At 41.9% G+C, this 14,588-nt stretch carries 12 protein-coding genes; 7 read left to right on the forward strand and 5 right to left on the reverse strand.

The window, feature by feature from the left end; translation table 11 throughout:
• The first annotated feature begins 9 nt into the window (after nucleotides 1-9).
• Together FRX45_RS01790 and FRX45_RS01795 are read left to right on the forward strand one after the other, a co-directional pair.
• Complete coding sequence (locus FRX45_RS01790; RefSeq protein ID WP_152266675.1) at nucleotides 10-1,863, forward strand: ABC transporter ATP-binding protein; 1,854 nt, start codon at nucleotides 10-12, stop codon at nucleotides 1,861-1,863.
• Nucleotides 1,864-1,980: 117 nt separating this feature from the next.
• On the forward strand, nucleotides 1,981-2,409 hold the full coding sequence (locus FRX45_RS01795; protein ID WP_152266676.1) for a DUF3276 family protein: 429 nt from the start codon (nucleotides 1,981-1,983) through the stop codon (nucleotides 2,407-2,409).
• An 83-nt stretch (nucleotides 2,410-2,492) separates the two neighbouring features.
• On the opposite strand, the gene pgi is transcribed toward FRX45_RS01795, so the two are convergent.
• A complete protein-coding gene (gene pgi, locus FRX45_RS01800; protein ID WP_152266677.1) occupies nucleotides 2,493-4,145 on the reverse strand; it encodes a glucose-6-phosphate isomerase in 1,653 nt (550 codons plus the stop codon).
• A gap of 185 nt (nucleotides 4,146-4,330) precedes the next feature.
• A complete protein-coding gene (locus tag FRX45_RS01805) occupies nucleotides 4,331-5,374 on the reverse strand; it encodes a threonine aldolase family protein (protein ID WP_152266678.1) in 1,044 nt (347 codons plus the stop codon).
• Nucleotides 5,375-5,738: 364 nt separating this feature from the next.
• Here FRX45_RS01805 and FRX45_RS01810 point away from each other — a divergent pair, with 364 nt between their 5' ends.
• The 5 genes from FRX45_RS01810 (at nucleotide 5,739) to FRX45_RS01830 (ending at nucleotide 11,184) form a co-directional block, all read left to right on the forward strand.
• Entirely contained in the window at nucleotides 5,739-6,596 is an 858-nt protein-coding gene (locus FRX45_RS01810) for a sigma-70 family RNA polymerase sigma factor (RefSeq protein WP_152266679.1), read from the forward strand.
• A 271-nt stretch (nucleotides 6,597-6,867) separates the two neighbouring features.
• Complete coding sequence (gene trxB / locus FRX45_RS01815) at nucleotides 6,868-7,815, forward strand: thioredoxin-disulfide reductase (protein ID WP_152266680.1); 948 nt, start codon at nucleotides 6,868-6,870, stop codon at nucleotides 7,813-7,815.
• A 126-nt stretch (nucleotides 7,816-7,941) separates the two neighbouring features.
• Complete coding sequence (gene folB / locus FRX45_RS01820; protein ID WP_152266681.1) at nucleotides 7,942-8,301, forward strand: dihydroneopterin aldolase; 360 nt, start codon at nucleotides 7,942-7,944, stop codon at nucleotides 8,299-8,301.
• A gap of 38 nt (nucleotides 8,302-8,339) precedes the next feature.
• A complete protein-coding gene (locus FRX45_RS01825) occupies nucleotides 8,340-9,092 on the forward strand; it encodes a hypothetical protein (RefSeq protein WP_152266682.1) in 753 nt (250 codons plus the stop codon).
• A gap of 130 nt (nucleotides 9,093-9,222) precedes the next feature.
• On the forward strand, nucleotides 9,223-11,184 hold the full coding sequence (locus FRX45_RS01830; RefSeq protein WP_152266683.1) for a M1 family metallopeptidase: 1,962 nt from the start codon (nucleotides 9,223-9,225) through the stop codon (nucleotides 11,182-11,184).
• A 153-nt stretch (nucleotides 11,185-11,337) separates the two neighbouring features.
• On the opposite strand, the gene FRX45_RS01835 is transcribed toward FRX45_RS01830, so the two are convergent.
• From FRX45_RS01835 to rpsA, 3 genes are all read right to left on the reverse strand, one after another.
• A complete protein-coding gene (locus FRX45_RS01835; RefSeq protein WP_152266684.1) occupies nucleotides 11,338-11,952 on the reverse strand; it encodes a MarR family winged helix-turn-helix transcriptional regulator in 615 nt (204 codons plus the stop codon).
• A gap of 210 nt (nucleotides 11,953-12,162) precedes the next feature.
• Nucleotides 12,163-12,396: a thioredoxin domain-containing protein gene (locus FRX45_RS01840; protein ID WP_152266685.1), complete on the reverse strand. Its 234-nt coding sequence runs from the start codon at nucleotides 12,394-12,396 to the stop codon at nucleotides 12,163-12,165.
• Between the two features lie 251 nt (nucleotides 12,397-12,647).
• Nucleotides 12,648-14,588, reverse strand: coding sequence for a 30S ribosomal protein S1 (gene rpsA, locus FRX45_RS01845; protein ID WP_152266686.1), 1,941 nt, complete (start codon nucleotides 14,586-14,588; stop codon nucleotides 12,648-12,650).

The raw sequence follows: 14,588 nt of genomic DNA on the forward strand, positions 1-14,588 counted from the left end.
TAAACTGTATTGAAGCATTTAAAAGCCGTTAACAAATATTTCAGAAAGTACAGGTGGCGTTTTTTGCTTGGCATCATCTTCGTAATCGTTTCCAACTATTTTGGCATACTGGCACCACAGGTTACGGGTTATGTAATGGATAAGGTACAGATAAAAATAAGCCAGATCAATGATGAGCAGCAGGTGTATACAAAAGCTTTTTCAAAAGAATATGACCCTCTTGTTAAAGCTTTTATAAACCAGGCTGAAGAAAGAATACAAGCCCACGATTTTACCTGGCTGGTTATGGTGTGTGGCGTCACTTTACTGGTGCTGGCTTTATTACGGGGTGTTTTTATGTTCTTTATGCGGCAAACAATCATCGTAATGAGCCGTCTGATCGAATTTGATCAGAAAAACGAGGTATACCTGCACTACCAGCAATTGGATACTGCTTTTTATAAAACACACAGCACCGGCGACTTAATGAGCCGCATGGCCGAAGATGTAAGCCGCGTTAGAATGTATACCGGTCCTGCCATGATGTATTTTATTAACCTCGTAGCCCTTATTGGACTCAGCCTTTTTTATATGTTCCAGAAAAACTGGGAGCTCACCATTTATGTGCTTGCGCCGCTTCCCATTCTTGCCATAACCATTTATATTGTTAACACCATTATTCATAAAAGAAGCGAGAATATCCAGGCGCAGCTCAGCACCCTTACTACCAATGCGCAGGAATCGTATTCGGGCATACGGGTGATCAAGTCATTTGTACAGGAAACCACAATGGAACATTTTTTTGAAAAGAATAGTGAAGCCTATAAAAAAAGTGCGGTTAATCTCGCAAAGATCGAAGCCATTTACTTTCCTTCTATAAGTTTGCTGATCGGGCTAAGCACCCTGCTTACCATTATGATTGGCGGCTTATACCATATACAAAACCCCGATGATATCAGCATCGGAACCATCGCCGAATTTGTAGTGTATATTAATATGCTCACTTTCCCGGTAAGCTCCATAGGCTGGGTTGCCAGTATGATACAAAGAGCGTCCGCTTCTCAAAAAAGGCTAAATGAATTTTTAGATACGGTTCCCGACATCCAGAATGCTGCAGCGGCGGTTTCAGTTCAATTGCAGGGACATATCCGGTTTGAGCATGTAGATTTCACGTATCCGCACACCGGTATCAGGGCGCTGAAGGATTTTTCATTGGATATTCCAAAAGGCAGTAAAATAGCAGTTATCGGAAAAACAGGCAGCGGTAAATCTACTATCGCACAATTGCTGTTGCGGATGTATGATCCAACCCGCGGCAGAATATTGATGGATGGAACCGATATCCGGCAAATGGATATGCGTCAAATGAGAGCTCAGATCAGCTATGTGCCCCAGGATATGTTTTTGTTTAGCGACAGCATAGCCGGAAATATTCGTTTTGGGCTGGATGAAGCGTCAGAAGATATGATCCACAAAGCTGCCCGCCAGGCGAGCGTGGAAAAAGAGATCAGCCGGTTCCCGGAAGGCTTTAAAACATTGGTGGGTGAACGTGGCGTTACACTTAGTGGTGGCCAAAAGCAAAGGATCTCTATTGCCCGGGCTATGATCAAAGACCCTGAGATCGTGGTATTTGACGATTGCCTGAGTGCAGTGGACGCCAGAACTGAAAATGAGATTATTGGTAATTTATATGAATTTTTAAAAGAAAAAACAGCTATAATCATTACGCACCGCATTTTCAGTCTTTTTGCATTTGATAGTATAATAGTGATGGATGACGGAAAAATAGTGGAGAAAGGAACGCACGATGAATTGATGATGCTGAACGGCTATTATACCGAAATGTACCGCCAGCAACAGGAGCAGGAATTAAAAGAAGAATAAAAATGCCTGCAAATCAGCATTATAAGAGTTTAGGTTAAAATTTTGTCAATTCAAAAACAATTTTATCTTTGTCACTCTTAAAAACAGGACAAGTTAAACCTTTAAAAAATTATTACTGTGGCGTACGACAACAATGACAAAAGGATGGAGAGTGTGTACAGCAAGCGCATCCGCGCAGGAAAACGCAGAACATATTTCTTTGATGTTAGAAGCACACGCAATCAGGATTATTATTTAACGATCACTGAAAGCCGCAAGCGTTTTAATGACAATGGGTATGACAGGCACAAGATCTTTCTGTACAAGGAAGATTTCAACAAATTCATTAAGGCGCTTAATGAAGCTGTTGATCATGTAAAAACCGAATTGATGCCCGATTTTGATTTTGATGCATTCAATCATGACACGCCTGTTGGTGAAAATGAAGAATCAGAAGTTGAAGCAGTAAATGAAGAAGTAGTTACAGCGGTAGTAGCCGAAACGCCTGTTGTTAATGAAGCCCCCGTTCAAAATAACGGTGCGGATGAAGAAGTAGATAAGTGGTAACCGGTTCATTGCTTTAATTGCCTAACATATTGAAAGACCCCGGATACATGCCCGGGGTCTTTTCTTGCTATACAAATATTCCATTACAATTTTCTCATTTCCTTATACCGGTTAATCAACCCGTTGGTTGAAGCATCATGTGCAGTTATTTTTTCATTGTCCTGTAACTCCGGTAAAATTTTATTGGCCAATTGTTTTCCCAATTCTACACCCCACTGGTCAAAGCTGAAAATATTCCATATTACACCCTGTACAAAAATTTTGTGTTCATACAATGCAATCAACTGTCCCAAACTGTATGGTGTAATTTTTTTAATTAAAAATGAATTGGTGGGTCTGTTGCCTTCGAAAATTTTAAATGGTACAAGTTTTTCCTTTTGCGCTTCGGTTAATTTGCCCAACTCACTTTCCACCTCTTCTTTTGTTTTACCATTCATTAACGCTTCTGTTTGCGCAAAAAAATTGGATAATAATTTCGGGTGATGATCACCGACAGGATTATGGCTGATGGCCGGAGCAATAAAATCGCAGGGGATAAGAACTGTACCCTGGTGAATTAACTGGTAAAACGCATGCTGCCCGTTGGTTCCCGGTTCACCCCATATAACAGGTCCCGTGGCATACGTAGTTCTTTTACCATTACGGTCAACATATTTGCCATTGCTCTCCATGTTGCCCTGCTGAAAATAAGCGGCAAAGCGGTGCATATACTGATCATAAGAAAGTATGGCTTCAGTTTGCGTACCAAAAAAATTGGTGTACCACATTCCAACAAGCGCCATAACAACAGGTATATTTTTTTCAAAAGTCGTGCTTTGAAAATGAAGATCGGCAGCATATCCGCCTTTCAGCAATTGTTCAAAATTATCATAGCCTATAGTAAGTACAATAGAAAGCCCGATAGCGCTCCAAAGGCTGTAGCGGCCGCCTACCCAATCCCAAAATTCAAACATATTGGCTTTGTCAATACCAAAAGCCACTACTTCTTTTTCATTGGTAGAAAGGGCTACAAAATGTTTGGCTACCTGCTTCTCATCTTTGGCCGTTTGCAAAAACCAGTTCCTTGCCGTGTGGGCGTTGGTCATGGTTTCCTGCGTAGTAAAAGTTTTAGAAGCGATAAGAAAAAGGGTTTCCTCCGGTGTTACTTTTTTTAAAGTTTCAACAATATGAGTGCCGTCAACATTCGACACGTACCAGGTTTGTATCCCTTCTACCCAATAAGGCTTCAACGCTTCCGTTACCATCACCGGCCCAAGGTCGCTGCCACCGATACCAATATTAACGATATACTTTATTTTTTTACCCGTATAACCCTTCCATTCACCACTATGTATACGGTTTGCAAATGTTTTCATCTGCGCCAATACACGCTGTACACCGGGCATCACATCCTTTCCATCCGTAATAACCGGCTTCCCCGAAAAATTACGTAAAGCGGTGTGCAATACGGCGCGATCTTCCGACTGATTGATCCTTTCCCCGTTAAACATTGCCGCTATAGCATCCTTCAAATGGCATTCCCCAGCCAGGTTAAAAAGCAATGAAAGTGTTTTTGCATCAACAATGTTCTTGGAATAGTCGAATAAAATATCTTCAAAAGAAATTGAATATTGCTCAAACCGCGCCGGGTTATCTTTAAAAAGCTCCTTTATTTTTTTACTGTGCATAGCAGCATAATGTTCATCAAGGGCTTTCCAGGCAGCAGTTTGAAGCGGATTTACATGAGGGAATGACATATGTGGTTGATTTGCCCAAAGATAGGAAGTCCTGCAATTACCCGGGAGAAAAGCATCAAAAACCAAATCGCAAAAAAAACAAACAAATTCCAAATCCGAAATCGAATACAACGATAAACAAAAAACTAAAAACCATAAACTTCCCGGCCGAAGGACATCCTATATCTTAAATATCAAATTTCAGATCAGGTACCTCTTTCTTTCTCATCTAACTGCAAACCGGCCACAATAGCACAGCTTGCATCTACCATAGCCGGCGTAACACCGAGATGCAGCACCATACGTATACGTGTAAGCGAAATAGCATATACGAGCACTCCTTTTTCTTTTAATTTTTCTGTAACCTGCATGGCAGTATAGGGAGGGCTTACTTCAAATATGATGATATTGGTTTCTGCAGGCATTATACTTTTTACAAAATGCTGCTCCTGTAATGTTTTTGCTATTTGTTGTGCATGGCGGTGATCTTCGCTCAACCTGCTAACGTGGTGCTGCAATGCATATAGGCCGGCAGCCGCCAGGTAACCTGCCTGGCGCATGCCTCCGCCCAAAAGCTTTCTTATACGCCGCGCTTTATGAATAAATTCTTTTTTACCTAATAATATGCTGCCAACAGGTGCGCCCAAACTTTTGCTCAGGCAAATGGATATACTGTCAAATAATTTTCCGTAAACAGCAGGAGCCTCATTACGGGCTACCATTGCATTAAACAACCTGGCCCCGTCTAAATGCAGTTGTAAATTCTTCTGATCGCACAATTCCTTTATTTTTTCTATCTCATGTATATCATAGCAGCTTCCCCCGCCGCGGTTTGAAGTATTTTCAAGACTCACCAGCCTGCTGGGTGGTTTGTGTACATCGTTGGGATTGATGGCAGCGCAGATCTCTTCTGCGGTTATACGTCCCCGGTTGCCTTCAATGAGATTAACCTGGCAGCCCGAATTAAAAGCTATACCACCACCTTCATACTGGTAAACATGCGACTGTTTTTCACAGATTACTTCTTCAGCGGGTTGTGTATGGCATTTTATGGCAATTTGATTTGTCATAGTACCACTTGCACAAAAAATACCGGCTTCCATCCCGAACATATCCGCCGCAAAAGCTTCCAAACTGTTTACAGTGGAATCTTCACCAAAAACATCATCCCCAACATCAGCCTTCATCATGGCTTCCAGCATGGCTGGGGTTGGCCGGGTAACCGTATCTGAACGAAAATCTATAGTCATATTGCGAATATAATTAAAGGAAAAATTAAAAATATACAAGCCTATCCAACAAAATTAACCAAGACAGTACAGCACAGCTGCAACAACGCAATCGTTTGCATTCAGTGGCAAATGTTAATTACACATTTTATTTTGTCATTTTTGGGTCTTTTTCTCCCAAACATTATGAGATGAAAATTCTGTGTATTACCTTTGCCAATCGTCTCAGGCACAGTTTCGGGAAAAATAACATATCGTTTGCACTCAGATTGCAACTCATAAGCCCACAAACCTGTCTCTATCCAGACGCATGCAGCTTTTTTAGCTAATTCGTTTTTTCAGGACCGCTTATATTAAAAAATCATTTTATACTAATTAAAAGGATATGAGACAATTAAAAATTGCAACACAAATTACCAACCGTGATTCCCAGGCGGTTGAAAAATATCTGCAGGAAATATCTAAAATTTCTATGATCACACCAGAAGAAGAAACTGTGCTGGCACAGCGCATTAAAATGGGTGATCAGAGGGCTTTGGATAAATTGGTGCAGGCTAACCTCAGGTTCGTTGTTTCCGTTGCAAAACAATACCAGCACCAGGGGCTATCATTGAGTGACCTGATCAACGAGGGAAATCTGGGCTTAATTAAGGCTGCACAGCGATTTGATGAAACCAAGGGTTTTAAATTCATTTCTTATGCAGTTTGGTGGATCCGCCAGTCTATTTTACAAGCTTTGGCCGAACAGGGTCGTTTGGTACGTTTACCTCAAAATAAAATTGGCACCTATAATAAGGCCAATAAAGCCTATATGGCATTTGAACAGGAACATGAGCGCGAACCGAGCACCGAAGAATTGGCCGAACTGCTGGAAATGAGCGAAACAGAGATCAACAACATTTTTCAAAGCAATACCCGCCATACTTCTTTAGATGCACCCGTGCATGAAGCGGAAGATGTGGCAATGGGCGACCTGCTGGAAGGTGGCTCAGAAACAGATGATGATGTAATGAAGGATTCTTTGCGCAATGAAATTCGCAGGGTATTGAAGTCACTCAGCCCGCGTGAAGCTGAAATTGTGAATGCTTATTTTGGACTGGATGGCGAAAACGGCGTTACAATTGAACAGATTGGACAAAAATACGACCTTACCAAAGAACGTATCCGCCAGATCAAGGAAAGAGCGATCAAACGCCTCCAAAAGGCACGTTACAGCAGCTCACTGAAAGCATATTTGGGATAAATTCTTAAAAAAGAAAAGCCTGAAAATATTCCCGGTATTTGAAAAATTCAGATGCCGGGATTTTTTATTTGTATATAATTCTAAAATATCAATCCTGCATTTAATGAGACCCCCCTGATAGCATGCTGAGTTATTCACATGATATTCAATGCTTGCGATATGCCTTTTTACCGATTGCATAATTACAGTTAATTTTGCAGGATTTTATTTGATAAAAAATAGACATGTGGTTTAGTTATAACACGTGGCAAGACGATTAAAAGAACGTATTATGGATAATAAAGCAACGGAAAAAGTACATTGTTTAATTATTGGCTCGGGACCAGCAGGATATACGGCGGCTATTTATGCAGCCCGTGCAAACCTGAAACCTGTTTTATACCAGGGCATTCAACCCGGCGGACAACTGACCATTACTACAGAAGTTGAAAACTACCCAGGCTATGCCGATGGTGTGCAGGGGCCGGAAATGATGGTTGATTTTGAAAAGCAGGCTACCCGTATGGGCGCCGATGTTCGTTTTGGGCTGGCAACTAAGGTTGATTTCTCAGAACAACCCTACAAAGTATGGATAGATGATGAAAAATTAATAGAAGCCGATGCAGTGATCATTGCAACTGGTGCTTCTGCCAAATGGCTTGGACTGGAGAGCGAGGAACGCCTGAATGGTTTTGGTGTAAGCGCCTGCGCGGTATGTGACGGATTTTTCTTTCGCGGAAAAGAAGTGGCGATTGTGGGGGCCGGCGATACCGCTGCTGAGGAGGCCCTGTACCTCTCCAAACTCTGCTCTGCTGTACACATGTTTGTGCGCCGTGATGAAATGCGGGCTTCAAAAGTGATGCAGGAAAGGGTTTTTAAAACACCTAATATAAAGATTTACTGGAATACAGAAACAGAAGAAATACTCGGAGAAAATAAAACAGAGGCTGTACGCATAAAAAATATAAAAACCGGCGAATCGCAAACTATTCCCGTTAGCGGATTTTTTGTGGCTATAGGTCATGAGCCCAATTCCACTATTTTTAAGGGCTGGCTCGAAATGGATGAAGCGGGTTATCTTAAAACAATACCCGGAACTACCAAAACCAACGTTGAAGGCGTATTCGCTGCCGGCGATGTGCAGGATAAAGTATACCGCCAGGCAGTAACGGCAGCGGGCACCGGCTGTATGGCCGCATTAGATGCCGAAAGATGGCTGGGCGAAAAAGGGTTGCATTGAGAGAAGTGAGTGGTGAATAGTGAATAGCGAATAGTGAGGGAAGGAGTACCAGGCCCATCATTAGTAATATTCAACTGATAGCTGACTGCCGATAGCTGAAACCTCAACCAGATACCTCATACCTATATGCTAAAGATATCCCTCCATCACTTAAAATTTCATGCTTTTCATGGTTTGTATAAAGAAGAAAGATCTACCGGCAATGATTTTGAAGTAAACTTAGATGCATATTTTAATGAATCCGTGGAAATGATCACCCGGTTGCAGGATACTATTAATTACGCCGTATTATACCAATTGGTAAAAGACAGAATGGCCATCCCCGAACCTCTGCTGGAAACCGTAGCAATGGATCTTGCGCAACAGGTTAAAAAGCAATTTCCTGCAGTGTGTGAAATTAACGTTTCTGTAAGCAAAATTAACCCGCCCATGCTTAATTTTCAGGGTGAAACCAGCGTTACCTATAGTAAACGGTATTCCGGTTGATATTACGATCACTCATCATCCAAAACCAGTATTCAATTATGAAATATGGTATTTTATCTGTAATAGCATTGTTGTTTGCCTGTATGGTGTATACGCAGGATATGGAGCCCGTTTTGGAGGAAGCCGCAAAGCTCGAAAAAAATTTAAAAGAAACAGAAGCATTAGATACATATATCTCTGTATTGAAGATTCAACCCTCTAATGTTAAAGCTTTATGCAGGGCAGCAGAACTTACAGGAAGAATTGGCAGCAGGCTTAAAGACGACAATCAGAAAACTGAATATTTTACCACCGCGAAATCTTATGCTGAAGCGGCGTTAAAACAAAAACAGAACTACGCAGACGCCAATTACGCAATGGCATATGCAGCTATGAAAATGGCTACCGTGACCAAAGGCAAAGAAAAGGCAGCATATCTGAGAGATATGAAATACTATGCTGATTCTGCTTTGCTTTTCAACCCCGCACATGCGGGAGCTTTATATATAACAGGGAAATGGAATACCGAGATTTATAACCTTAATGTAGCTGAAAAAGCTGCTGTTAAGGTATTATTTGGAGGAATGCCCAAAGCTTCACTTGAAACTGCCATCCTGAATTTTGAAAAAGCCCGTGCCGCCAATCCGTGGATGCTGGTCAATTACTTTGACCTGGCCAATACTTATATAAAAAATCACAGCACCGGTAAAGCAATAGAAATACTCAATAAAATGGTAAAAATGCCGCCTCGTACCGGCGATGATGAATCGCTGAAAGCAGAGGGCAGAACTTTATTGGCTTCCCTGCAATAACAAACCATTTATAAAATAAGCAAATTTACATTGCCCGTTTTACCTATTTTCAGCCATACAATCTTAAATAAGCAGCGTTAAGGATATGCCATGATGCCGGCGATGCCACCTGCACAAAAACGATAACCAGATGATGAAGAAAAGTTTACTGATTTTGATTACAGCATTCACCTCTATGGAAATGATGGCGCAGGTAGCGCCGGCAACAGGTTCAGGTTTTGATTATCATGCACTGTTTTCCCCGCTCTTTTACACCTATAACGGCAATGAATACCGCGCAGCAAATGGTGAGCCGGGCTCTGCCTACTGGCAAAATAAGGCCAGCTACCAGATTGACGCGGCATTAAACGACAGTAAAAATGAAGTAACGGCAACGGTTACCCTCGAATACAAAAACAACAGCCCTCACCAGCTTCCTTACCTATGGCTGCAACTCGATCAGAATTTATTTAACGATACATCAAGGGGGCATGCCAAAATACCAGCAACGGGGCGTAGCCGGTATGGAGATGCCAGCAGCGAATTTAAAGGCGGATACCGGCTTCAGTCCGTTAAACTGGTTAATGGACAAACACAGACCAATGCCAGTTATATAATAACGGATACGCGTATGCAGGTGAGGCTTGATAAGCCCCTTGCATCAAAAGGCGGCGAGTTGAAACTTAAAATAGCCTATAGCTACACTATACCGCAATATGGCGCCGACAGAACAGGTATTTTAAATACCATCAATGGAGATATCTTTTCTGTAGCCCAATGGTATCCCCGCATGTGCGTGTTTGACGACATAAGGGGATGGAACACCGATCCTTACCTGGGAGCCAGTGAGTTTTACTTAGAATATGGTGACTTTGATGTAAACATTACCGCCCCTTCCGGTATGATTGTAGTTGGCTCCGGAGAATTGCAGAATCCTAAAGAAGTATTAACGGCGCAACAACTGCAACGTTATAACCAGGCTAAAGAAAGTGATAAAACGATAATCATTCGTGGAAAAGATGAAATAACCAAAGCAAAAGCGCCTCCGGGAAAATCAACACTTACCTGGAATTTTAAGATCAGTAACTCACGCGATTTTGCGTGGGCTGCATCCCGGTCATTTATTTGGGATGCGGCTAAGATCAATCTTCCCGATGGAAAAAAAGGGCTGGCTATGTCGGTATACCCGGTTGAATCGGATGGAAAAGGCGCATGGGGCAGGTCTACAGAATATACCAAAGCTTCTATAGAAAATTATTCGAAGCGCTGGTTCGCCTATCCTTATTACTCAGCCGTAAATGTGGCAAGCAATGTAGGGGGAATGGAATATCCAGGCATTGTATTTTGCGGGGCAAAAGCTACTGGTTCAGGATTGTGGGGGGTAACCGATCATGAGTTCGGGCATACATGGTTTCCAATGATTGTTGGCAGCAACGAAAGAAGGTATGGCTGGATGGATGAAGGTTTCAATACTTTTATTAACGGCATTTCTTCCGGCGATTTCAATAAAGGAGAATACAAAGCTCAAAGAAGAGATGCTCACCAGATCGGGTATATGTTTGGTCCGCAGTCTGAAGCCATATACAATACACCGGATGCAATGAAGGAAAGAAATATTGGTAACCTGCTTTATTTTAAACCCGGTTATGCATTGGGGTTATTACGTGATCATATTCTGGGACAGGACAGGTTTGATTATGCCTTTAAAAAATACATCAGGGACTGGGCATATAAACATCCCACACCCTGGGACTTTTTCCGCAGCATGGAAAATAGTGCCGGGGAAGATTTAGCCTGGTTTTGGAGAGGTATGATCCTGGATAATTATGCATTAGACCAGGTGCTTAAAAATGTGGAATATGTAAATGACGATCCGGCACAAGGCGCATTGATCAGCATAGAGAATGCAGATCAGATGGCAATGCCGGTAATTGTGGAATATACTACTGCAAGCGGCAAAACCGCAAGGAAAACATTACCTGTTGAAATCTGGCAAAACAATAATACATGGATATTGAAAGTGTACACCAAAGAAGCATTGAGCAAAGTAGTGATTGATCCTGACCATGTATTTCCGGATGTAGATGACTCGAACAATACCTGGACAAAATGATTAGTGCAAATTTTGTTGGGAGACGGGAACCGGTTTGTTAAAAGAAAAACACATAGGCACAGTAGGCACATAGGAACACAATAGAAGAAAAAGGAACCTGCACACGATAATTACGAAATGGTTTTTGTTTTAGAGCAGATGAAGCAGTCCGTTTCAATCTGCTTTCATTTCGTATTCGGGGCAGTCTATCCGGAGGTCTGTAACCTGCAAATTTTGATTTAGTAATTTACAAAAATGCTTTTGCCCATTTTCGGACGGCTGATAATAAGCGCAGGTCAAGCACATTCGCTGAATGGTAATAACGCCTGCTTTGTTTAAATGCCGGATGATATTAAGCAGGCTCAACAGCAGGGTCTCCTTATCATCAGCATGCAATTGGTCAACAGGAGCATGTATTTCCCGGGTGAAAAGTGAAGTTTTTTTTGCTATTTCCCTGCCTTTTTCCGTGAGGTGCATAATGTAGCTCCTGGTGTCGTTCGGTTCATACGCTTTCCTTATCAGCCCTTTTTGATCAAGCGCTTTTATCGTGTCGCTGATGGTAGCTTTGGTCATATTAAACTCGGCTGCCAGGTAGCTCACTTTTCTTTTTTCTTCGCTGTGATACAGCAAAAAAATCAATACCTGCACCTGTATCGGACTTAATGCAAAATCCCTGCTTTCCTGCCATAGCAAAACGCGGAAAGCCTGCGATATTTTCTCCAAAGAAGCCACTATCCTGCTTTCCGTGCTCTGGTTCTGGTGATCCAGGTCAAAATCTGATTTTTTCATCCGTTACCATTTTCCGTTTCATAAATATAATATCCTTTTCCATCATCAATATCCCGGACCATTATTTTCATTTTTGTGAATTATTGGTTTTGAGTGGTTGCCGGTAAATAAGCAACGCCGCTCAACCAGGATTGAATGATTTATTTACATTTTAAAAAAATCAGAATGGCCAGGATCGTGATAACGAATCCTAACCATTCAGGGTAATTTTTACCCTTTAACGTCAGCTATCAAAGCGCCAAAATTAATGTGGAGTACATTGCCGTTTGGAGTTACCAGGGCGGGAACAGATTTTACACCCAATTTTTCCGCTTCTTCAATCCTGCTCCTGTTTTCTCCTATATGAACCACTTCCACATTGTCTTTGCCGATAAGGTTAATAATGTCGTGTTCTGCGCTTATACAAACAGGACATCCTGCGTGATAAAAAATGGTTTTGCTCATTTTGTTCTGTATTAAATTATTCATGGCAATATTGCCGCCTCAAATTTAGTTAGGAATCCTAACTAAATAAAATTTTAAACCAACATTTTTAAGCTTTTTGAATTCCGTGTTTAGTTTAGTATACAATATCCAAAGAAGGGAGGGTCACACCACAGGTTGCGATGGCTTTTCTTTTGCCTGCCCCATAAAAAAATCCGTCATGCTTTTAAACATGACGGATTATATTTTCATGAAACAGGAACGTACTGCTGTTACTCTGCTGCCGGTTTTTCGCCGGAAGCGGGAGCTTCGCCACCCTGTTCCATCTTTTTCTTCAGTTCCGCAAGAACACCCAAATCGCCTAAGGTAGTTTTTTCAACTTTACCCTGTATATCTTTTACGGCCTTTTTGGTTTTTGCAGCTTCTACTTTCCTTTCTTTGTTCTCTGCTTCTTTTTCATCGGCCTTTGCCTGCTCCCAAATGCGGGTATGGCTCAGTACGATGCGTTTCTCGTTCCTGTCGAATTCAATCACTACAAACTGGCTGGTTTCATCGGCGCCAACTGTTTTTCCATCTTCTTTCAACAGATGACGGTTGGGTGCAAAACCTTCCAATCCGTAAGGCAATTGAACAATAGCGCCTTTTTCATCCTTACGCGTTACAGCGCCTTCATGAACAGAGCCTACTGCAAAAGTATCCTGTAAAGCATTCCAGGGATCTTCTTCTAATTGCTTATGTCCTAACTGCAGTTTACGATTGTCTTTATCAATACCGAGAATTACTACATCTATATCAGATCCTACTTTGGTATACTCGCTTGGGTGATTGAAACGTTTGAGCCAGCTCAGATCGCTGATATGGATCATGCCGCCAATGCCTGGCTCCAGTTCAACAAATACACCATAGGGAGTGATGTTCTTTACCAGCCCTTTATGACGGCTGTCAACCGGATACTTGTTCTCAATTTCATTCCATGGATCGGGAGTAAGCTGTTTAATAGACAAACTCATCTTCCTTGAATCTTTGTCAAGCGTTACAATTTTAGCTTCGTGCTCATCGCCTAACTTAAAGAATTCCTTAGCGTTGATAGGCGTATTGGCCCATGTAATTTCACTTACATGCACCAGTCCTTCCACTCCCGGTAATATTTCAAGGAAAGCACCATAATCTTCAATATTCACCACTTTACCTTTCACTACCTTGCCTTCTCCTACTGCTTCAGGCAATGTATCCCATGGATGTGGTGTAAGTTGTTTCAATCCTAAGCTGATGCGCTTTTTGTCATCATCAAAATCAAGAACAACCACATTCAGCTTCTGATCCATTTTCAGTACTTCGCTTGGATGGCTGATACGTCCCCAACTGATGTCGGTGATATACAGTAACCCATCCAGTCCGCCAAGGTCAAGGAATGCACCAAAGTCTGTAATGTTTTTAATGGTTCCTTCCAGCACCTGGCCTTTTTCCAGCTTGCTGATAATTTCTGCACGTTGTGCTTCAATATCGCTTTCAATAAGTGCTTTATGAGATACAACAGCGTTTTTAATGGTTTCATTGATCTTAACCACTTTAAATTCCATGGTTTTACCAACAAACTGATCGTAGTCTGTAACGGGTTTCACATCTATCTGTGAACCGGGCAGGAAGGTTTCCATACCAAACACATCTACAATCAAACCACCTTTGGTTTTGCTGGTAACGATACCAGTTACCACTTCACCTGTTTTATGTATTTCCACAATGCGTTCCCATGCACGTGTAATACGGGCCTGCTTGCGGCTCAGGTGCAGGTGACCTTCCCTGTCTTCCTTTTCCACTACCATTACCTCAACTACATCACCTACTTTTAATCCCTGTAAATCGCGGAATTCGTTTAAAGAGATTAATCCGTCACTTTTAAAACCAATATTTATTACAACATCGGTTTTTGTAACGCCTACCACAATGCCTTCCACCATTTCATTATCCGTAATAGCCTTGAAAGTGCCTTCGTAAACGGTATCATACTTTTCTTTTTCTTCTTTGGTATAAGAAGAAACATTCCGTTTGTCAATGCTCCAGTCAAAATCGTCATGCGCAGTGGCCGGCTCTTCGGCTACTGCTGCTACAGGTTCATTTGTTGTCGCTGCAGGCTCATGGGCAACCTCCTGTACATCAGCGTTTGTGCCTTCTTGTCCGGCAGGCAGGTTAATAATTTGATTTTCTTCTGACAT

The organism is Agriterribacter humi (assembly GCF_009192765.1).
Lineage (GTDB): Bacteria > Bacteroidota > Bacteroidia > Chitinophagales > Chitinophagaceae > Agriterribacter > Agriterribacter humi.

Bases quoted from the DNA above. Each gene is read 5' to 3' on its own strand.
- pgi (WP_152266677.1), bottom strand. From the start codon at position 4,145: ATGTCATTCCCTCATGTAAATCCGCTTCAAACTGCTGCCTGGAAAGCC.
- FRX45_RS01805 (WP_152266678.1), bottom strand. From the start codon at position 5,374: ATGACTATAGATTTTCGTTCAGATACGGTTACCCGGCCAACCCCAGCC.
- FRX45_RS01810 (WP_152266679.1), top strand. From the start codon at position 5,739: ATGAGACAATTAAAAATTGCAACACAAATTACCAACCGTGATTCCCAG.
- trxB (WP_152266680.1), top strand. From the start codon at position 6,868: ATGGATAATAAAGCAACGGAAAAAGTACATTGTTTAATTATTGGCTCG.
- folB (WP_152266681.1), top strand. From the start codon at position 7,942: ATGCTAAAGATATCCCTCCATCACTTAAAATTTCATGCTTTTCATGGT.
- FRX45_RS01825 (WP_152266682.1), top strand. From the start codon at position 8,340: ATGAAATATGGTATTTTATCTGTAATAGCATTGTTGTTTGCCTGTATG.
- FRX45_RS01830 (WP_152266683.1), top strand. From the start codon at position 9,223: ATGATGAAGAAAAGTTTACTGATTTTGATTACAGCATTCACCTCTATG.
- FRX45_RS01835 (WP_152266684.1), bottom strand. From the start codon at position 11,952: ATGAAAAAATCAGATTTTGACCTGGATCACCAGAACCAGAGCACGGAA.
- FRX45_RS01840 (WP_152266685.1), bottom strand. From the start codon at position 12,396: ATGAGCAAAACCATTTTTTATCACGCAGGATGTCCTGTTTGTATAAGC.
- rpsA (WP_152266686.1), bottom strand. From the start codon at position 14,588: ATGTCAGAAGAAAATCAAATTATTAACCTGCCTGCCGGACAAGAAGGC.